General features: G+C 44.1%; 14 protein-coding genes. 3 read left to right on the top strand and 11 right to left on the bottom strand.

What is annotated here, in order from left to right; translation table 11 throughout:
- Positions 1-251: 251 nt before the first annotated feature.
- The 7 genes from CRENPOLYSF2_RS02800 to CRENPOLYSF2_RS02770 all read right to left on the bottom strand — a co-directional run bounded on the left by CRENPOLYSF2_RS02800 (position 252) and on the right by CRENPOLYSF2_RS02770 (position 12,917).
- On the bottom strand, positions 252-1,139 hold the full coding sequence (locus CRENPOLYSF2_RS02800) for a hypothetical protein (RefSeq protein ID WP_176371011.1): 888 nt from the start codon (positions 1,137-1,139) through the stop codon (positions 252-254).
- Between the two features lie 3 nt (positions 1,140-1,142).
- Positions 1,143-5,174, bottom strand: coding sequence for a tetratricopeptide repeat protein (locus CRENPOLYSF2_RS02795; protein WP_087142444.1), 4,032 nt, complete (start codon positions 5,172-5,174; stop codon positions 1,143-1,145).
- Between the two features lie 422 nt (positions 5,175-5,596).
- Positions 5,597-6,958, bottom strand: coding sequence for a polysaccharide deacetylase family protein (locus CRENPOLYSF2_RS02790; protein WP_087142443.1), 1,362 nt, complete (start codon positions 6,956-6,958; stop codon positions 5,597-5,599).
- Positions 6,955-7,818, bottom strand: coding sequence for a hypothetical protein (locus CRENPOLYSF2_RS02785; RefSeq protein WP_140396777.1), 864 nt, complete (start codon positions 7,816-7,818; stop codon positions 6,955-6,957). Before CRENPOLYSF2_RS02785 ends, CRENPOLYSF2_RS02790 begins: the two co-directional genes overlap by 4 nt.
- Before the next feature lie 61 nt (positions 7,819-7,879).
- The gene (locus tag CRENPOLYSF2_RS02780; RefSeq protein WP_087142441.1) at positions 7,880-9,964 is read right to left on the bottom strand and encodes a polysaccharide deacetylase family protein; all 2,085 of its coding nucleotides are present in this window, start codon (positions 9,962-9,964) and stop codon (positions 7,880-7,882) included.
- On the bottom strand, positions 9,961-11,316 hold the full coding sequence (locus CRENPOLYSF2_RS02775) for a glycosyltransferase family 2 protein (protein WP_087142440.1): 1,356 nt from the start codon (positions 11,314-11,316) through the stop codon (positions 9,961-9,963). Before CRENPOLYSF2_RS02775 ends, CRENPOLYSF2_RS02780 begins: the two co-directional genes overlap by 4 nt.
- Positions 11,317-11,627: 311 nt before the next feature.
- A complete protein-coding gene (locus CRENPOLYSF2_RS02770) occupies positions 11,628-12,917 on the bottom strand; it encodes a nucleotide sugar dehydrogenase (protein ID WP_087142439.1) in 1,290 nt (429 codons plus the stop codon).
- 1,134 nt (positions 12,918-14,051) lie between these two features.
- Between CRENPOLYSF2_RS02770 and CRENPOLYSF2_RS02765 the strand changes: the two genes are divergently transcribed.
- From CRENPOLYSF2_RS02765 to CRENPOLYSF2_RS02755, 3 genes are all read left to right on the top strand, one after another.
- Positions 14,052-15,641, top strand: coding sequence for an acyl-CoA ligase (AMP-forming), exosortase A system-associated (locus CRENPOLYSF2_RS02765; RefSeq protein ID WP_087142438.1), 1,590 nt, complete (start codon positions 14,052-14,054; stop codon positions 15,639-15,641).
- Entirely contained in the window at positions 15,634-16,869 is a 1,236-nt protein-coding gene (locus CRENPOLYSF2_RS02760; protein WP_087142437.1) for a pyridoxal-dependent decarboxylase, exosortase A system-associated, read from the top strand. Before CRENPOLYSF2_RS02765 ends, CRENPOLYSF2_RS02760 begins: the two co-directional genes overlap by 8 nt.
- A 417-nt stretch (positions 16,870-17,286) precedes the next feature.
- A complete protein-coding gene (locus tag CRENPOLYSF2_RS02755) occupies positions 17,287-18,207 on the top strand; it encodes an SGNH/GDSL hydrolase family protein (protein WP_087142436.1) in 921 nt (306 codons plus the stop codon).
- Positions 18,208-18,612: 405 nt separating this feature from the next.
- Here the strand turns inward: CRENPOLYSF2_RS02755 and CRENPOLYSF2_RS02750 are convergent, their stop codons facing one another.
- The 4 genes from CRENPOLYSF2_RS02750 to CRENPOLYSF2_RS02740 form a co-directional block, all read right to left on the bottom strand.
- Positions 18,613-19,518, bottom strand: coding sequence for a DUF3466 family protein (locus tag CRENPOLYSF2_RS02750; RefSeq protein WP_087142435.1), 906 nt, complete (start codon positions 19,516-19,518; stop codon positions 18,613-18,615).
- A 173-nt stretch (positions 19,519-19,691) separates the two neighbouring features.
- Positions 19,692-19,901 (bottom strand): hypothetical protein, encoded by a 210-nt coding sequence (locus tag CRENPOLYSF2_RS02745; protein ID WP_087142434.1) that lies wholly within the window; start codon positions 19,899-19,901, stop codon positions 19,692-19,694.
- Between the two features lie 88 nt (positions 19,902-19,989).
- A complete protein-coding gene (locus tag CRENPOLYSF2_RS19445) occupies positions 19,990-20,067 on the bottom strand; it encodes a hypothetical protein (protein WP_419185537.1) in 78 nt (25 codons plus the stop codon).
- 24 nt (positions 20,068-20,091) lie between these two features.
- Positions 20,092-20,457 (bottom strand): hypothetical protein (locus CRENPOLYSF2_RS02740; RefSeq protein ID WP_217884053.1); only part of this gene is annotated, 366 nt, incomplete at its 5' end.

Raw genomic sequence — 20,457 nt, 5'->3', positions numbered from 1 at the left:
GATGCTCGGATAAAATTGAAAAAGCTTTATCCGACACTTAAAGAGTGACTAAGTACTAGTTGGCTACCGGATGCTTCGTTCTGTACGTATTACAGATTTTATCCGTCACACTATTCGAGAAAATCCATATACAGTAAGCCTTGCAGAGTAATGAGTACAAATTCGAAGATCTCAATGCTTATAACCAATTGAATCTATTTTATTTTTAACCGAACACCAGTGGCTCTAAATATAAAATAACTGACGGTTTTTTATTTTGCCACACACGCCTTCCGCTGATGTACCCCCTCTTCAATCGCTGAATAATGTGCAAAGCGTACATCCATAAAATCACTACGAATACCCGCGTAGCCCTTGTCAACAATACGCTCTGCATCGATTCCGGCATCTTCAACCTGAAGTATTTTCTTCCAATCTGAGCCGTACTGGCCATCGTTAAGATACAGCGTAATATCAACATTACCCTGACTGTTATCTGTGATGACCGTCTTAATGCCCTGCCATTGTTTTATAGGCAACACATTAGAAAGCGTATCGCGATTATATTGTCCTGGGTAAATAGGAATAGATTTTAAGGTGTAATACTTACCCAAAACTTTCTTTTTAACGACAGCATAACCGTCAACGCGCAACCCGACGTAATAAAGATTATTGCCATCTTGATAACGATGAAATAACAAAATCCCATTGGATTGATTTCTGTTCGGACTGGCCGACATATTAATCTGTTCAATTTTAAAAAAAACTTGCTGCGTAAAATTCTTGAATTTTGCACGGGTTACTAAACGCAGTAAATTTTGCGGTCGATAGCCATCATCAGAATCCCTCGGATTAGATTTTTCATACAATTTTTTATAGCTGTCTTTGTCGGCTAATTTTTTTTGTACGGTACTCGCTTCTCCACCCTCCCGGTATAAATAAGCACCGGAATTCAACCACCAATAACGATCATAACTGCTCGCCATACTGCCGGATTCTTTAATAATTGGCGTGGTTTCATCCGAAAAATTGTCCATAAATGTGGTGCAATTATTAAGATTGTCGGCCTTGTCCGTGAACAAACAGGCAGTCATGGAAAGACTTATAAAAAGCGCCCAAAAAACTAGCCTAAAAAACGCTGACCATTTCAATTTTTTCATTGATTAATATCTTAAAGATATACCGGCTGTGACACCAAAATTAGAATAACTGGCCGCCTCATAGCGATTAGCTGAGAGATACACACTGAAATTATCATTCACATTCCAATTTATATTAGCAGTTGAATTAATTTGAAAGCGAAAATCATTGCCCGCCTCTTTACCCATACCCGGTGCAACAGCAATTTCAGTTGTAACTGATTGCCCCCATTTCTTTTTTAAGCTTAGCGGCAACGCAAATCCAAAATAATTATTAGGTGTCCAAAACAGGCGATTCTCTTTTAAGGTATCCGCGTAAATTAACTGTGCCCCGATTGTTATATCAGGCTCGTTCCACACGCGGCTGGTGAACTGAACCTCGGTTCTATTGCTCCGATTATCATCGGTGTAGTAGGAATACGCATGACTAGCACTTAACTTTAATGAATCCATTAGTTTTAAACCGAAGCCTGCCTGCACGCGACTAAAGGCAATATCATTTAAAATAGCGCCCGCAGTATTGACATAAGTATGATCCGCCGTAAGCGACACATCTAATTTATCAGCAATGATCGAAGTCAGTTTAATAGAACCTAATGCAAATATTGACCCCGACTTTACGGGAGAAGATGCTGAATTATCCGAGTAATCCGCCGCACCTGCGGACACTGACAGTATTGTTCTCGCGCCCAATTCGTAGCGAAGCTGTGCTTCAAATTGATTGACATGCGTCTGAAATTGCTGCTCACCCGCCAAAGCTCCACCGCTTGCAGCACTGAGCGTCTGATTAAAATCGAAATATGTGTAGTAAGCAGATAATGTCAGCTTATCCGACACAGGAACATGAACCGACGGACTAACACCGTAATACGATCGGTGCGCATTGTCTTCAAAATATTGCCCACTCAACTGCATGGACGGCTTCAGTCGACGGTTAAGCGCAGCAATCCCCATTTGAATGGCAGGATCATTAGGGCTAAGCGCCAAAGCTCGCTCAAAACGGGTGCGAGCACCGGCGTGATCATCACTTAATTTTAAAATTTTACCAGTCGTAGTCAAAAACGCTGCTTTAGCACTGGGAGCGACTGCGCCGTCGCGTTCCAACTGATTAAAAATCGTCATTGCCTGACTATAGTTACCCGCTTCCATTTCAAGATGCGCCAAGTCATAAGAGGCGGAGATTTTAGGGTCGATAGTTTTTAATTGATGGATAAGGTCATCGCCCGAAAAAGTGCGCGGCACCTCAAAACGGGGCAGTGAAAAGCGTGGCGAATGCCGTGTCACCAGATAATCATTGTCGACATGAAAAGCCAACTGGAAGCGTTTGTTCACTATCTCCTGATTTTGACTAAATACACGGGCATCATTCGAAAGTGAACGATGTCCCTGGTCGCTGTAAGGATAAGCAAATGCAAAAATATTAGCCTGCGCTAATTCACGACTCAAAGTTTCCTGACAATTTTGAAGATCGTGATCGATACGCGCGGTAAATTCTGCTCTGTCTTCTAAACGATGCGCCTCAGCCAACCACTGGCGATTAGCCATAAAACGCCCTTTATGGCCTTCGGTATTAACGGGTATGTAATGCTGGGCTTCAGTACCGTGACATTGCATATCCCAGCGTCCTGTTTCTGCCATTTTTCTCAGTGCTGGCCATATAACAGTATACGCACCATGGGTAGCGACATCACCGACTGGCACAAACATAGCGGCACGAAACCCGGTTTCGGCCAATATGGGATCCGCATATTGAAAACTATCCACACGCGCATCATCAAAAGTAATCAAGATCGGCTTGGCAGGTAATTGTTCATTACCTTCCAAAAAATTCTGAAGTTGCGCTAAGGTAATGGTTTGATAACCCGCCTTTTTGAGTGTCAATAATTGCTCACGAAACTTTTTCAGCGGCATCGTGTCTTCACGCTCAGACGTGGTGATACCGTGATAAAGCAATACGGGAATACTCGGCGAATGGCTGGCATCATCAACAAGCTGGCGTAACATTTGTAAGCCGCGACTTTGCTCGCCGCTGTAAAAAATGGCTTTGGCGAGCTTTTTCTGTACATGTGTATTACCTGGCATCAAAACTTGCTTTAACTCAAGCCATTTGCGAGCCGCCGTGTAATCCTCTTTTTCCGAGTTAATATCGGCGAGTTGTTGCAATACATCCACGGAATTTGGATAATGTGTATGGAGATTTTCAGCGAGTTGTTGCGCTTCACCATAACGTTTTTGCAAGCGCAAAGCTTCTACCATACCAATAGGTGCTCTGGATTTTATGGGATCTAGGGCGGATGCATGCTGAAATTCAGCACTGGCGGCGGCGTAGTGGCGCATGGCTTTTTCGTGTTTCCCAGCTGTCTCTAATTGTGCGCCGCGTTCGATATGTAATTTTCCGAGCTGATTCAGTTTTTCGGCTGTCGGTTTAATATCGGTAATGCGTTTTGTCCATTGAATCCCTTCCTCAATATCACCCGAAAAAATCGCGTTACTCGCCAATAAACTAAGTGCGCTGACTTGGCTTGGATTTTTAGCGACAACTTTTTCAGCCAATTGTACGGCTTCATTGTAATGTCCTGAGGTCATTAACTGACGCGCCAGTTTCACTTTCCATTGACTGTCCCCAGGGTGCTTAACCATTAAAAACCTTAACTCCCGTTCAGCCTGCTCCCAATGCCCCGCCGCCGAAGCATGTTCAGCAAAACGGGCACGCGCAACATCATTCTCAGGACTATGCGATAAAAACGGCTGTAGCAACGCGATGCCTTCATTGTAACGATGTTGATCCCAATAAACACGCGCAAGCCCCATCACTGATTTGGCATTATTGGCATCTAAGCGCAGACTTTTCTCAAAATAACTAACTGCTTCGTCGTTTTTACCCATTTTTGCCAGCACGCTACCTAACAACTGTAGGTTTTTGACATTTTGCTCACGTCGTACAAGAGGTTGCAAAATGTTCTCAGCCTCCTCATGTCGACCCATCGCAACAAGGTTTTCGGCTAAAGCAAGTTCTAAATTATCAGAAGGCCAATGATTTAATGCTGATTTTATCTCTATCTCGGCGGCGTTGTAGTCTTTTTGAACGGCAAATATTCTTGCCCTACCGAGGTGTGCATTTTCATCGCTTGGTGCATTTCTCAGCACTCGTGCGTAGTAATACAAGCCCTGTTGCGACAACCCATCTTGTTCACTGGCTCTACCCATCGCTAAAAGCGTGGGCACATCATGGGGGGAATTTAGCAACAAGCCGAGCCAAATATCATAAGCTCGCTGATGTTGGCCAAGTTTGCGAAGACTAGCACCTAAACCGCGCCAAGCAGAAAGCGTCGCGCCATTATTTTGAATGCCTAGGCTGGCTTTGTAGATACTGGCGGCTTGCTCATACTCACCCAGGTTGGCAAGCGCACTGCCCAATCGACGCAGTGTGTAAGGTGTACGTGCTTCGCGCCGTAACATATTGACTGCTACTTTATAGTGGCCTTGTTTCATTAACGCATCAACCCGCATTAGCACGGTGTTTTTATCCGGCAGCGCTGTATTAGTTACGTGAAATGAGGGGCGTATTAGCATAATCTTCGTCCTTGTTTGAAACAATCGCACTCTGGTTATGCCACGGCGCGCCTCTTTATGCTGTGGATCGCGCGCCAACACGCGGGCATAATAATCCATTGCCGCTTTCAGATGATGATCTTGCTCATTCGCCTTGCCGAATGCAACCAGTGTCGGCACATCATCAGGAAAAGCCTCTATAAGATCAGCCCAGATTTTATACGCACGGTCTTTTCGGCCTAATGCCCAATAACTCCAGCCCAAACTGCGCCACGCGGATAGAGAACCGCTATCAATCTTCAGTGCTTGTTCAAATTCTTGGCGGGCATTTTCAAATTTTTTTTCAGAATAGAATGTATTCGCTCGTTTTAAAACCGCATCCAGCGATGACGTATCATCAGCACTTACCGTACAAACAGGAAGCAAGGCCAGAGAACCTATAGCACATTGACCCGCTAAATTACCGAATAACCACCGAGATTTAAGGGGGGACACTGTCGACATAAAACTATTTCCTTATTATTTTGGGCTAGCAACTTAAAACGGAGCAACTTTAAATAAAACCGTTCGTGCTGAGCTTGTCGAACCATGAACCACAAGTCCTTCGACAAGCTCAGCTCAGGACGAACGGATGTCTCATCATAAGTTGCTAGCCTTATTTTGTTGTCGTAAAGAACGACTAGATGTGTTGCTTCAGTTATTAGCAGTGATTTACAGCGTTTTTAACTTAGGACAGTTACAGCCACCGTTCGTGCTGAGCTTGTCGAAGCATGAGCAGCACACTTCGACAAGCTCAATGCGAACGGTTACGCTGTAACTATTGAACTGTGAAAACGCTGTCTATCCTTATCACTGTACTTTTTGTCTGTGGAAGCCGTTTTAGCTGTGATAATTGCGGCTAAAACTGCCCCGTTCATAACAAAGCCTTACTGCTTAAGAAACATCGCATAATCATCTGTTACCAACGTTCCCACGTTGTTAAGATAAAATCCAAAAGAAAGCGCAGTTGCGTCAGCCGGTACAGGTGGCGTAGTATAACTGCCTTGTGCCCACGTACTGGTTGCTGCAAAATTACCACTGGTCTGCCAATAATTCCAAACACCGGCACTGGTTTTGTAATACGCAACAATACCCGTAGGGATATTTGATGTGTACCATCCCGATAAAACATACTGCTTACCTGCGGTTACAACCGGCGCGCAAGTATCTGAACCTTGGCTCTGTACTAATTTGCGGTCGCCGCTGGTACGCGCAGTTACTTGCAGCGATTCCGCAAAACCCGGCGTGTGCCCGCCACCGTTAAGACGTGTCCATGTAAAAGCACTGGTACCGTAGCCTGCACGCTGCCAGCAATCGGCTTGGTTATTTACGGGATTTACATCAAGTTCTAACGACGGGTTATTCAATAAATTAATGCTTGGTGGCGGTGGCGGTGGCGGTGGACCATAGTCGCCAGCCATTACTTGATGTATTGTTCTAACATAGGTTCCCTGTGCTTGCCGAGCTTGTAACCACGTCAAAAAAGCATCCAGTGTTGCCGGACTCACCGACAGCGATGAGCCACAACTATCACAAATATTGTGTATTACAATAGGAACCCAGCCACCGCCATGATTTTCAGCTTCTAGCACATAGCCTTGCATTGTAGCCAGCGTTGTGGTCGAAATAATTGAATTATTAGTGCTGATGTAATAGCGATTAGCGGGGGGCAAAGATTCAGCCCATGGGCAGCCGTTACACGAATTAGGGTTCACCAAGCCGCCCACCGCACGCGCACTTTCATAAGTGCCCACACCGGGGCAACCTGCCGCGACTATACTCTGTGTTGTGGGGCCTGTAGATGAAAATGGGTAGGCAAACGAACGCACTTGATAACCCCAATTAACGAGTTGTTGCATATCATTGCAGATGGCGGTTTTTTGAGCGGCATCTGACAGCGTTGCTAAATCTACATGGCCAATGTTATGCCCGCCTATCTCATTGCCGTCCGCGTATAAGACATCCAGTTCTGCTTTGCTCAGATAAGGCGCACCCAAACCAACCCTATCTGAATTGACATAAAAAGTGCCTTTCATACCGTGATTTAACAACAACAAACGGGCGGCTGATTGGTTTCGGCCATCATCAAACGTCAAGGATACCAGCGTGGTCGCCCGCGCTTGTGTTGATTGAACTACAGTGATAATTGCCAGCCAAGCAAGCAACATCAGCTTAACAAACGTTAATAACGTCTCAACCCCGCTGTGATTGGGAAAGTTGATTGAAAATGTATGGGTTGCCGTATTCATGACGCCTCCACATTAAAACTTATAGGTTGCGCCAAATGGGTTGAACCATTATCAGGAGAAACCGCCATGACCACCGAATAACGTCCCGCAACAGCAAATGTCAGCTGTAAGCGCCACTGTATATTTGCATTCTTACCAATAGCGAAACCGCCGCGTTGATGATTGCCTTTATATGATTTTCCTGCGCCAGCTCCTTTTGCAGCTTCTATTCCCGCATCTATTTCTGCGCCTGTTTCTGCTTCTGCACCGATACCTGAGCCTGCGGCTGTGTTCGCGCCTGTGTCTTTTTTACCGACTCCTTTTCCTAAACCTGTTCCACCAATCGCACCCATTACGCCGCCGTCAATAGGCTCTACCGCTACATTGACTTCATTCAAGGCCTTCCAAGTTCCCGCTTCCAAGACAGCAATCTTAATATCGTCTGCCCCCACCTCACGGTCGTCTTCACTGTGAACAAATATACGCAAACGTGCGTTATCAGTTTCCTGACCAGGATTTTTAAGATGCACTAGAATATTGTCCAATGGCACTCCTACAATTGCCTGCAACGCCCCTCCTGCAGTTGGCCGCAACAACTCTCCTACAACGGCCTGTTGTCGCTTAGTGGCGCTGAGAATTAGCGTCGGCTTGGATAATACCGGCTTGGAGACCGCCTGCGGACCTGCATTAGCCACACTGATTAAATTATCTCCCGATACATTAATCGCTAATGTGGCCGTTAATGCGATCGCTAACGGCATACCCCGCAAACGCAAGGCAATATTGCATAGCTTACCTATTTTTCCATACACATCTGCCACTGTATTCGACGCTACTAAGGATGTACGCTCTCTCTTGTCTCTCTTTCGAAAATTAGTCATCTCTCAAACCTCTTAGTCGGTTAATATTAAAATCAGTGCGTTCGCTACTTAAGATTCAAGGCTATGGTTTCGCACTGTGTGGATACAGCACAATGGGTGCTGTCGATATAAAACGCATTTGGTCAGTCACCAGCAATAACCCATCTTGTTGCGTTATTGGCAACGTGCTGTTGTCATTTAATAGCGTTACCACTAAGGTTTTATCCAGTTGGCTTAGACGCTGCTTAACAGTGTTCAAAAATGCTTGCCACTTTTCGTCAACAACGCTATTTTTTAAAATAATATTAAGTCCTTGATAGGACGGATCAGCAACCCAAATTAACGCTTGTTCAGTCAATGCCTTTATCTCTGATAATGGGGTAGCCTCGTTAATCAAGACAGCAGGCAAAATCTTTAAATGATGATGCCACGCAAATATTTCCAAAGAAATATTATGCCGCGCTAGCGATTTAGCTACACCACCTGACCACGTAAAATAGTTAGGGCTGACTATCGAGAGCGTATCGGCTTGTTGACGAAGCTTTGCCCACGCAACCGCCCCTAATACAGGCGCAACAATCGCGCTTTTTTGCGCTAAGGGCGTAGCCGATATTTTCATCACTTGGGCGAATGCGCTTGCAGCACCCGCTTTAACACCGGAGCTGTCAGGCCACACAGCCAGTGAGAATGCACCGTGATCTGCGGTATGTGTCGTTTTAACAGGCCTTGCCAATAAAGGTACACCGTTTAAATATGCCATAACACGCGACCCCACCACCCGCAGCTTTAAGGTCAGGGTATCAATCGGTAATGCGTGCTCAGCCAATACCTTAGTCAGACCGCTACCATTGGTTTCTTGCAGCATGACCTTATCGTTTGCCAAACCCAATCGTAAAAAAGACTGCCCTATGCCTTGCCGCAAAGCAATCCAAAACTGACCATTGGGTTTGTTTTTTAAGCTAACCTCGACCTCAGCATCCTGCCACTTCTCCGTACCGCCTAGCGTCATTAACGCCCCTTGTTCACCGTCCTTGCTTTGCAGAGTAAGTAGGCCATTGTCAGGGACGATCGAGCCATTACCCACGACCCAATTGGAATCAAGGTTTTTGCTGTGAAAACTATCCACAAAAGCAGTGCGGCGTGGCGCGTAACGATTGAGCGTAGCCAACAGTTGCGCTGCACTGCTGGGTACTGTTACATCAATACGTTTGAAATGGGTTTTAGTATCTTGTCTGTAATTTGCCCCGAACGACGCAGCCACAAAGCCAGTTTGCAAAGAAGCCTCTTGTAAGGCTTTGTTCCACCGCGCAACCCCGTTAGCGGTATTGATGGATGCTCTGCGTGTGCAATTCACCGTGGTTATCGGTATCTGTAATTGGCGCTCAAGTTGTTCACGTTGGCGAACAAATTTTTGTGCCAGCAATGTGTCAGAAGTAAAAGCACTCTCATCACCGCCTACACAACCCGATATACCCACATCCCATCGGCCACTGCGGACTAATTTTTCAAGCTGATGCCAAGAAACCAACTGGAGATTGCCCTTATTCAGCTTATCAACATCCACAAAAACCAGTGCCGACATACCTAAAGAGGCCAAAATAGCATCGGTGATTTCCATCGTGTCGCGCCTGGCCTCATCGAACGTAATTAACACCGGCTTGGCAGGCAACTCGGCGCTAGCGCTGTGTTGCCAACGATTAATCTGCTCAAGTTTTACTGCTGTGTAATGCGCTTTTTTTAACGCCGCTAATTGTTTTTTCAAAGCGCTATCTAATACCACCGAATGTGCTGCACCCGCATCCACCATCTTCACATTGAGCGCCATAAACGCCTCGTTTTCCACACTATTTAGCGCCGGCATGACTGACAACGGCGGAGACACATGGTTGAAAAAAAAATGGAACGCTTGGTTAACACCCATAGCGGCCAGTATTAAACCCACCCAGATCAGCAGATTGCGCCAATGATTTACCGGTGACGTTCGAGGCATGTTCCGACGATCTTGTAAGGGTTGCAACACGGACTGATTGTGCGAAAATTCCCGCTTATGATCTTCCGGCAAAATTCGATGTTTGCTCGCATCTTTGTGTATCACTCGCCCTTTGCTTCGGCGATCGTAAACGGGGGGTGGCGTTAGTTTTTGGGGTGATGTTTGTGAACTACTCATCGCGTCCCCCATTTATTATCGCGTTGTGTGGCAATGGCATAAGGCATTTGCCATACCAAAAACAATAAATAATATAACGTGAAATACAGGCCATAAATCCAGTAACGATCACTTTTCCAGAATAAATAGTAGGCTGAAAACATCATGCCGATGAGTACCGTGCCGACTAAATAAATCACCGGTGACAGTAAATCGCCATTGGCATAAGGCAACCAGACACAGATGCGTAAAATTAAAATAGGCGCAACAATCGGGAAAAGCAACTGGGCATAAAACGCAACAGTGGCCAGCGGCGGCTTCTTCCACATAAAAGTCGCAGCAATCAAAGTTTCTCTGAACCATGATTTTTTCCAACGCAGTTGTTGCTTTAAAAATTTGCGATGCTCTTCAGGCACAATGGTGGTGGCAACCGCATCAGACGAGTAAATGACCTGGTATTTCCGCAGCAAATAATTGGTTAAACTACGATCATCACCAAACGTGGCTTGCACCCCCAAAAAATGCTGATTTAACCACGTATCCAGCACCTCCATCACGCAAGTCCGTCGGTACGCAGAAAAACAACCCGGACAACATGACACCGTACCAAATACGCTTTCAGCAGCCTTTATCACCCTAAATGCCACGTAATACCGCGCCTGCTGCATACGGGTCAGGCTATTTTTAGTGACGTTAGCAACCTCAGTATGGCCAGCAACCGCTGCAACGCGCGGATCCGCAAAGCCTTGTACAATTTTACTGACACTGTCACGCCTTAAAAAGCTGTCTGAATCGACATACACTAAAATTTCGCCTTTAGCTAACCGAGCGCCCGCCGCCATCGCTTCGCGTTTACCTTTGTTTTTTTCAAAAGCATCCAAAATTAACTCCGGCCAACGTACCTGAGCGCGACTTACCTCGACTAAAGTTGCATCGGTGGAACCGTCATCCACCACAATCACTTTAAATTTATGTGCTGGATAGTCAATGGCATAGCAGCATTCAACCGTGCGATAAATCGCATCTTCTTCATTAAAAGCCGTAATAATAATGCTCACCGTAGGCAACAAGCCTACGTCTTTGGGGGGGCGATAACACAACGACAACACAAAACGCGATAAGATAAAACCGGCAATCGCAATCGAGTAGGTGTTAGTCAGCGGTTGATACCAGTAATAATTCATGTTATCCCAGCGCAGTTCCAACACCACGGTCATGGCCGCAATAATAATGGCTAAGGCCAGCACACGCACCAGAATGCGTTTGGGTCTGACGATGTCAGATAGTAAGCCGGTCTCTAAAATAGCCGTGGCATCATAGCCTGTATTGAAATTAAGATTTAGGTCTGTGATCGTGTTTTTTCTTTTTTTCATGGCCTTACTCGATATTTCCGTTTTTAACTTTTGCCTTCCGATACGAAGAGAACCGTCCAGCAGAATGAATTAATCGACGCTGTTCGTTTTAATTCCTAATTACAGCGTTTTCAACTTAGGACAGTTACAGCCACCGTTCGTGCTGAGCTTGTCGAAGCATGAACGGCACACTTCGACAAGCTCAGTGCGAACGGTTACGCTGTAACTATTGAACTGTGAAAACGCTGTAACTAACACATAAAATAAGCCGCCAGGTGTCGATACTTACTTTTTACCAAGCACTCAATACTGCAATCGCATTCAGTAATGCTTTATAAACGCCAAAATTGATAGCCTGCCGCTGCCAGCGCAACAGGATCATAAACCGATTTCACATCCACCAATAAACCACCCAGTTTCAGTTTCGCTAATAACGCGGTTTGCGATAAAACCAAATATTCATCATGAGAGACAGCAGCAACAATGGCATCAGCCTGGGGTAATTCATCCCATGCAACCAAACTAATTCCATATTCATACAAAGCATCCGCTGTGCAAGCAACCGGATCGTGAACAAACACATCCCAACCAAAATCTTTCAGCTCAAACACCACATCAGCGACTTTGGAATTGCGTAAATCGGGGCAATTTTCTTTAAACGTTAATCCCAAAACAATGATTTTAGCGGTTTTTACACAGCAATTGGCACTCATTAAATGCTTACTGGTTTGTTGAGCAATAAAGGCGGCCATGCCATCGTTAATGCGCCGTCCAGCTAAAATAACATACGGATGATAGCCCACCATATCTGCTTTATGGGTGAGATAATAAGGGTCAACCCCGATACAATGCCCACCCACCAAACCCGGTCGAAATGGTAAAAAATTCCATTTTGTACCCGCCGCTTTTAAAACCTCCAACGTATCGATACCGATATGATTAAAAATAATTGCCAGCTCATTCATTAAAGCAATATTTAAATCGCGCTGGGTGTTTTCAATTACTTTAGCGGCTTCTGCCACTTTAATGGAGCTGGCGCGGTGTACGCCTGCGGTAATGACACTGCCATACAAATGAGCAATTTTTTCCAGCGTGACGGCATTGTCACCAGAAACTACTTTGGTAATTTTGGTGATAGTATGTTCTTTGTCACCGGGATTAACACGCTCTGGCGAGTAGCCAACATGGAAATCATGTTGCCACGTTAAACCGGATTCACGCTCCAGTATGGGAATGCACACGTCTTCAGTAGCACCCGGATACACAGTTGATTCATAAATGACAATCGCACCGGCTTTTAAATGCTTGCCGACTGTGATTGACGATGAGATAAGCGGTGAAAAATCTGGCTGATGCGCGGTATCTATGGGGGTAGGCACGGCAATGATAATAAAATCGGCCTTCGCTAAAGCAGCAGGATCAGAGCTGACCTGCAAGCCAATTGCAGCACGTAAATCGTCACTGGACACCTCACCGGTTGGATCGCAATAACGCCGATAACTGGCTATTTTACTTTCCGATAAGTCGTAACCCAATGTTTCATATTTTTTGCCAAACTCAACCGCTAATGGCAATCCAACGTAACCCAGCCCTACCACAGCAACTACACTATTCTGTTCCATACCTCTGTTCTCCTTAACTAGAACTGTTTCTGTTTGAAGAAAGAACGAAACGTTTCGTAACGTCAAGCGGCGCTCTTCCTGCATTTAATTTTTATCTTCCCTGACTTTCTGTCACATCGCTCCCCTTTGGCATCGAGTTGCGAAATTATTTTGAACCCGCTCAGGTCATTAGACAGACCAATAACTAACTTATTAAATCAGTTGCCGGTGAATACCAAAGTAAGGCAAAGATGAAAAAATGTCAATTCATTTTACCACTTATAGACAAAGTCTGACATCAGTAGTATTAAGATTACAATAAATCAGTAATTACGTCATCGAGTAGCTGGACGTATCCAGAAATGGCAGAACAGATGCTTGGTGGTACTCGATGTTTAAGTTAATCGATTTAGTGAAATTAGATGGGAAAACCGAATTATTCAGTTGTAATAATTACACATACAGCGTTTTCACAGTTCAATAGTTACAACGTAACCGTTCGCACTGAGCTTGTCGAAGTGTGCCCTTCATGCTTCGACAAGCTCAGCACAAACGGTGGCTGTAACTGTCCTAAGTTGAAAACGCTGTATTGCATGTTATTTAATAATTTATTTGTAAAATAAATTTTGGCGAAGATGTTGTAACAAGGCAACTGATACAGCAACACATCGTTCTGTCAGCAGCACTGTAAATAAGAAGCACACAGCCTGTTTTATAAACGTTACAAATAAACTCTAAAAATACAGTTCGGTACAATTTATGCCTACAGCACTTATTTAGTGGCTATACTTTTTAGGTAAAGTTTCGCCATACAAATATGGGCTACCAGTTTAATAAGAGACAATATAGGTTGGGTTGAGAAACAGCAGGTAGCCCAGCTCTACTTGAATGTTATTATTTTTTATCCCACGTTAAGTTACAGCGTTTTCAACTTAGGACAGTTACAGCCACCGTTCGTGCTGAGCTTGTCGAAGCATGAACGGCACACTTCGACAAGCTCAGTGCGAACGGTTACGCTGTAACTATTGAGCTGTGAAAACGCTGTAGTAGCCAAAATAGGCAATAAGACACTACAAATGCAGACGGCTTTTACATTTTTATCCAGTATAAGCCTTGTTATAACAGGTTAAATCACTAACAACCACAATCGCCTCTATGCCCATATTACTGCATCAACTTCTGACACACGCGTGCGCTTTTACACCCCTCGCCACGGCTGTTGTCTATAAAAAAACCAATCTAAGCTATCAATGCCTTGATAAGCTGGTTTGTCAACAGGCTCAGGCTTTACACAGTTTGCATATAAAACCTGGCCAGCGGGTTGCTGTTTATTTACCGAAACAAATAGAAACCGTCAGCAGTTTTTTAGCTATTTCAAAAGCAGGCGGCGTATTTGTACCGATTAATTCGGTGTTAAAACCTGCGCAAGTAACTTATATTCTCAATGATTGCAATGTTCAGCTATTAATCACCTCTAAAAATCGTTTGCAATCTTTGGCATCTGGCCTAGCAAATTGCTCCGACTTACAGAGTGTTATTTTGGTTGACACAGAGGAAGTACCCAATATTGTATTAACACAGCAGTTGTTAAATTGGCAAAATTTTCTGGCTAAAGCTGATAATACCCGTGTATTACCTACGGTTATCGACACCGACATGGCGGCTATTTTATACACCTCTGGCAGTACCGGTAAGCCCAAAGGGGTGGTGTTATCGCATAGAAACCTGATTGCTGGTGCTGAAAGTGTCAGCGAGTATTTAAATATTACTGCGAAGGATCGTTTATTGGCAGTTTTACCGTTCAGTTTTGATTATGGTTTAAACCAGCTCACCAGTTGTTTGTTACAAGGCGCATGCTGCGTATTACTGGATTATTTACTACCGCGAGATGTGATTATAGCGCTGGAAACCCACAAAATCACTGGCTTAGCCGCTGTACCACCTTTGTGGGCACAATTAGCCAACTTAACCTGGCCAGCCAGTATTAATACGCATTTACGTTATATGACCAATTCCGGTGGTAAAATGCCCAAAACACTGTTGACCGCACTGCGTGCAAAAACACCGGCCAGCCAATTTTTTCTCATGTACGGTTTAACCGAAGCGTTTCGCTCAACGTATTTGCCCCCTGACCAAATTGATAATCGACCTGACTCCATTGGCAAAGCTATCCCAAATGCAGAAATTTTAGTAGTACGTGAAGATGGCTCTTTATGCGATGCTCACGAGCCTGGCGAACTTGTACACCGTGGTGCATTGGTATCACTGGGTTACTGGAATGATCCGATTAAAACCGCTGAACGCTTTAAACCCAGCCCTGTTAAGTGCCAAGGTTTGCCATTGCCAGAAATTGCCGTCTGGTCTGGTGATACCGTAACCCAGGATGAAGACGGTTATTTATATTTTGTTGGCCGCAAAGATGACATGATAAAAACCTCCGGCTATCGCGTTAGCCCTACCGAAATTGAAGAAGTAATTTATGCGTCTGGTTTTGCCAAAGAAGCTGCCGCCATCGGAATAGAACACGAAACTTTAGGACAGGCGATTTTAGTTGTTATCAGCGTCAATGATGCCGATAATTTTCATGACGAACAAGCGCTCATTAATCTGTGTAAAACCCAATTGCCCAGCTATATGCTACCGGCTAAAATCAAGGTATTGTCACTGTTACCCAAAAATCCCAATGGCAAAATAGACCGTAAAGCCTTGGCCGAAACATTTGCCAACAGTTTCAATCATGATTAAATCCTTGCCGCAACACACCAGTATGGCGCAATTTCCGGTGTGTAATAACACGCTGCTAATCGGTGGTATAGCACTCAATCGCCTGGCTCAACGGGTTGGATCAACACCGTTTTATGCCTACGACAGGCAACTGATGAGCCAGCGTGTTCTTGATGTGCGAGCGGCCATGCCGGCAGATTTAAAGATTCATTACGCAATGAAAGCCAATCCGATGCCAGCGGTTGTACAACATATGGCCAATATTGTTGATGGCTTGGATTTAGCCTCTGCGGGAGAAATGAAAGTGGCACTTGATACCACTATGGCCGCTGGCAATATCAGTATGGCGGGGCCTGGCAAGCGCTCACAAGAATTATCACAAGCAATTGCTGCGGGTATTACTTTAAATATCGAGTCGTTTCATGAATTGGAAACCATCGCGCAATTATCAGAAAAAACCGGTATTCAAGCCCATGTATCCGTGCGTATCAATCCCGCTTTTGAGTTAAAAGCATCGGGTATGAAAATGAGCGGTGGTGCTAAACCGTTTGGTATTGATGAAGAACAGTTACCTGCTGTTTTACAACGCATTAAGACCTTAGCTTTAGATTTTAAAGGTTTCCATATTTACAGCGGCTCGCAAAATTTAAATGCCGAGGCTATCAGCGAAGCACAACAAAAAAGCATTGCTCTAGCAATTACACTGGCAGCGCACTGCCCTACCCCACTCAAAAAACTTAATATCGGTGGCGGTTATGGTATTCCTTATTTTCCAGGTGATACGCCATTAAATATTCGCCAGGTTGGCGATGCGCTGACTGACGCTATGCTGTATCTTAAAGCCGAACAGCCGCAAACCGAGGTGATTATTGAACTTGGTCGTTATCTGGTGGGGGAAGCTGGGGTTTATGTGTGCCAAATTATCGATAAAAAAGTATCGCGTGGACAAACTTTTTTAGTCGTTGACGGGGGCTTGCATCATCATTTGGCCGCATCGGGTAACTTTGGTCAGGTGCTTAGAAAAAATTACCCTGTAGCAATTGGTAATAAAATGGCCGTTACTGAAAGAGAAATAGTGACTATTGTTGGCTCTTTGTGTACCCCATTGGATATAGTGGCCGATAAAATGGAATTACCTATCGCGGAGATAGGTGATTTTGTGGTGGTTTATCAATCAGGGGCTTATGGTTATACGGCAAGCCCCACTCAATTTTTAAACCAGCCTGTTTGTGCAGAAGTCTTGGTTTAAAAGCTATTTATTAATCAATACCTTCGCCAAACGGATAAAATCAGTTGAAAATGGAGCTTCAAGCACATCTAAGTCATTGATTTAACTATAGCCGCCCAAGCTGATTTTCATCGAGTTTAGGTTAAAAGCCAAAATTGGCGAAGGTATTGTTAATATTTACATTTTTAAATGCAAAAAAAACAGGCGATTCAAAAAAATAGTAATTACCAATAAATCACGAAAAAAACACAGTTTGCCAGATGAAAACCCAGATTTCGCAAGCACCATTCAGGCGATTCGCTAAAAAGCAATGCTCTGAGTCACGCCTAATCATATTAAATAACGCGCAGCATGAGCTTTTTTTATTACCACCGATAAGGCTTTAGCGGTACTATTGACTTTGGTTTATGATTCATTAACCTCATTGGAGTAAATGCTATGTTAACGTGTTTGTACAAAAAAATTCTGCTGTGCGTTGCTTTATTAGCGCCGCTGCCACTTATTGCCGCACCGTATACCAAGCTTGTCGTTTTTGGTGATAGCTTATCGGATAGCGGTAACCTCGCCTCTTTACCAACCTACAGTTTTCTTAACAAGTCACCGTATCAACATGGCTTTACCAATGGCGCGATGGCTGTCTCGTATTTAGCGAAATTCTTGGGCTTGCCGTTAAAACCATCGTTACATTTGGATGGAACGGTCAACGGTAATAATTTTTCTGTTGCGGGCGCACGGGCGGCAGGTATTAGCGGCATTGATTTAAATGCACAATTAGCGGTATTTTTACAAAGCCAAGCTGGCAAAGCCCGTGCTGATACGTTGTATGTGATTTTTTTGGGCGGTAATGATATACGCGATATGCGTGATCAACCTGAAAAAGCGGCAGCAGCCTTATTGAATAAAGCTACCAGCAATATACAAAGCGCATTGTCACAATTGGCTACTGCTGGTGCAACGCATTTTCTCGTGGTTAATTCCCCCGATATTGGCAGCATACCGGAAACTCACGCATTGGCCGCTGCCAGCAAACCTAATCTGGTTAGCTATGCCAGCCAAAGAACCAGCCTCTTTAATAAAAAGCTGGCGCAAACTGTTGCCCAGATTGACAAGAAAAAGGGCGTGAAAATTGTGTTATTTGATCTGCTGTCTTTTTTTAAAGGCTTAGGCAATAACGGTAAAGCCTACAACTTTAATGATACTCAGCAGGCGTGTTACAGCAGTGCAGGCTTTAAGTATTACCCCGCCTGTAATAATGCCAAGATGAATTCTTTTCTTTTTTTTGACGAAATACATCCTACTCAACGAGTGCATGAACGTTTAGGTCGTGCCTTGTTTTCGGTGGTGCCTGAAGCGAATTAGGTCAGAAAATCGCCATCCATAATCATTTGGGTGGCGATTTTTATGGTAATACAGCATTTTCAATTTAGGACAGTTACAGCTACCGTTCGTGCTGAGCTTGTCGAAGCATGAACGACACACTTCGACAGTTATTAGAAATTATGACTTTTGTTAGACGGAGCTGAGTCCTATCAATTTGCATATGCAGTTTGAATATTTTTTAGAGCTGTATCCAACTCATGTCCAGCTTTTCCTGAGATATTGTTTGCAGCAATAGCAGTTCTATTTAATTTGAGAGACTAAGGAACGCGCACGAAATAACTTGAGCAAGTTCATGCTTCGACAGGCTCAGCACGAACGGTGGTGGCGTTTAAGTTGTTCAAGTTATTTCATGCACGTTCCTAACCGTATTTCTACGCCTTTTTGTTACCAACGCTGTTTGATTGGTGACAATAAAAAGGCGGTTCGTACACCCTTAGGATTGATACCAACACCGGTAATTTGGCCTTGATCGTTAATGGCATTCGCCCGCGCCAACGTCCACTTTATACGCGGATCGATCAAGCTATTTAAATCTGTCATTTTGCCTTTGATCGTAACAAACGCACGATCAGCTACCGACATCCAAGCGCTGCTCCACCCCGTTATGTTACCAATACTCTTTGTGTCACTGCTACTGTATCCCACAATTTGGCCTTGGCTATTAATGCCTAGCGCAGTACTGCTATCTTTAGCACGTAACGCGCCCAAATCTTTCATAACGCCGTTAACAGTAACAAAAGCATGAGTATACGGACTGTTATAGGCGACATCCGACAGGCCAACAACTTGACCTTTATCGTTAAGCCCGTAAGCCTTACTGTAAAACCCGCCTAATACGCCCAAATATTTCATTGCGCCATTAAGGGTAACAAATGCACGATCACCCACATGTGTTGACGCATAACCCGCTACCTGACTTTTATTGTTGATGGCATACGCATAAGTGGCAGAAACACCGGTATCGCTAGGTAAGTCTTTCATAACACCCTTACTGGTTACGACAAAGGCACGATCACCCCCGGTTTTGACTGCCCTGTAGCCTGTTACTTCGCCTTTATCGTTTACGTCGTAAGCAAAGCTATATTGACTGCCCAACGTATCCAAATTTTTTACTTTATTTTTAGTAACAAGCACCGCATAAGGGCCTATAGCACCAATACGGTGTGAATGCGCCTGAAAATAGCCTGCCACTTGGCCACTCGTATTAATGCTCAATGCTTCGGTAAAATAGGAGGTATCACTGTTAATAATCCCTTTGGTATTGGTGATAAAAGCCGTTGGGTATGTCATAGATAGGTTAGGATCGGGTGTGATTAAAAGTGCGGGGGGATATTTTATTTCTCAGAGATTCAGTCGGTTTTAGGGGTGTTTTTAGTATTTTTTTGATACTTTCAAACTCCAAATTGGCTCATTAATGCCAAATAATCATAACGCCACCCCAATATTTTCAAGCCCCCGCACTTTTAATCACACCCGTTAGGATCAGACGAACCAACAACCTGTCCATTATTATTTATAGCTATTCCACGACTTGCAATAGGATGAAGAGAAGTTAGCGTATTATTAAAAACTCCCAGTTCAGTTAATTTATATAAAACAGCTGCCTGTGCGACAGGTGCTGATAGTAAAAAAACACTGGGTACAAAGACCATTAAAAAAATCTTATAAATCATAATTAAGCTTATCCCCTTATACACAACTATTAGCTTCTTTCAATGCCTGGATTACTATCGTAAAATTCATAACGCACTGAAGGCATTGCTAAAGACTTTTTGCACCTGGCTCCTTGTCGCATTTTCTGCCTAAGAAGCCACCGAATCCCGCTATCAACCAAACTATTTCATTATCAAACAGAAACAGCCTTTAGTATTGTCCGTTTGATAAACTGTAATCACTCAGCACTGAGTTTTTATCAAAATTTAATATTACCGTCGAACTCTTAATATCAGCAGGAGTAACAAAAAGACCTACAAGTGGGATCATAGTAGCTGGATTCATACGTGTTTTGGAATATGAATAAGTTAAAATCTTTTCGCCATTGGCATTAACCGTAGATTGGTTTGGTTCGCCCAGTGCAGTAATCACTTCGCTATAAGTGGTTTTCCCTTTTGTAAATGAAGCCAAAGCATTTGGATCAACTTTCGTCCCCATCGTCGAACAGGCAGTCAGGGCAAACGCATTAAAAACCTTTATTAAACATGCCATAAGGCGATATAGTGTTTGGCATTT

The sequence above is a fragment of the Crenothrix polyspora genome (assembly GCF_900163755.1).
GTDB classification, from domain to species: Bacteria; Pseudomonadota; Gammaproteobacteria; order Methylococcales; family Methylomonadaceae; genus Crenothrix; species Crenothrix polyspora.
Note: the sequence above shows the minus strand (reverse complement) of the source record. Positions and strands in the feature narration are given on the sequence as shown.

Coding starts and splice junctions, on each gene's coding strand:
- CRENPOLYSF2_RS02760 (WP_087142437.1), top strand. CDS start 15,634: ATGATTAAATCCTTGCCGCAACACACCAGTATGGCGCAATTTCCGGTG.
- CRENPOLYSF2_RS02780 (WP_087142441.1), bottom strand. CDS start 9,964: ATGAGTAGTTCACAAACATCACCCCAAAAACTAACGCCACCCCCCGTT.
- CRENPOLYSF2_RS02800 (WP_176371011.1), bottom strand. CDS start 1,139: ATGAAAAAATTGAAATGGTCAGCGTTTTTTAGGCTAGTTTTTTGGGCG.
- CRENPOLYSF2_RS02790 (WP_087142443.1), bottom strand. CDS start 6,958: ATGAATACGGCAACCCATACATTTTCAATCAACTTTCCCAATCACAGC.
- CRENPOLYSF2_RS02765 (WP_087142438.1), top strand. CDS start 14,052: ATGCCCATATTACTGCATCAACTTCTGACACACGCGTGCGCTTTTACA.
- CRENPOLYSF2_RS02755 (WP_087142436.1), top strand. CDS start 17,287: ATGTTAACGTGTTTGTACAAAAAAATTCTGCTGTGCGTTGCTTTATTA.
- CRENPOLYSF2_RS02745 (WP_087142434.1), bottom strand. CDS start 19,901: ATGATTTATAAGATTTTTTTAATGGTCTTTGTACCCAGTGTTTTTTTA.
- CRENPOLYSF2_RS02785 (WP_140396777.1), bottom strand. CDS start 7,818: ATGACTAATTTTCGAAAGAGAGACAAGAGAGAGCGTACATCCTTAGTA.
- CRENPOLYSF2_RS02795 (WP_087142444.1), bottom strand. CDS start 5,174: ATGTCGACAGTGTCCCCCCTTAAATCTCGGTGGTTATTCGGTAATTTA.
- CRENPOLYSF2_RS02750 (WP_087142435.1), bottom strand. CDS start 19,518: ATGACATACCCAACGGCTTTTATCACCAATACCAAAGGGATTATTAAC.
- CRENPOLYSF2_RS02775 (WP_087142440.1), bottom strand. CDS start 11,316: ATGAAAAAAAGAAAAAACACGATCACAGACCTAAATCTTAATTTCAAT.
- CRENPOLYSF2_RS02770 (WP_087142439.1), bottom strand. CDS start 12,917: ATGGAACAGAATAGTGTAGTTGCTGTGGTAGGGCTGGGTTACGTTGGA.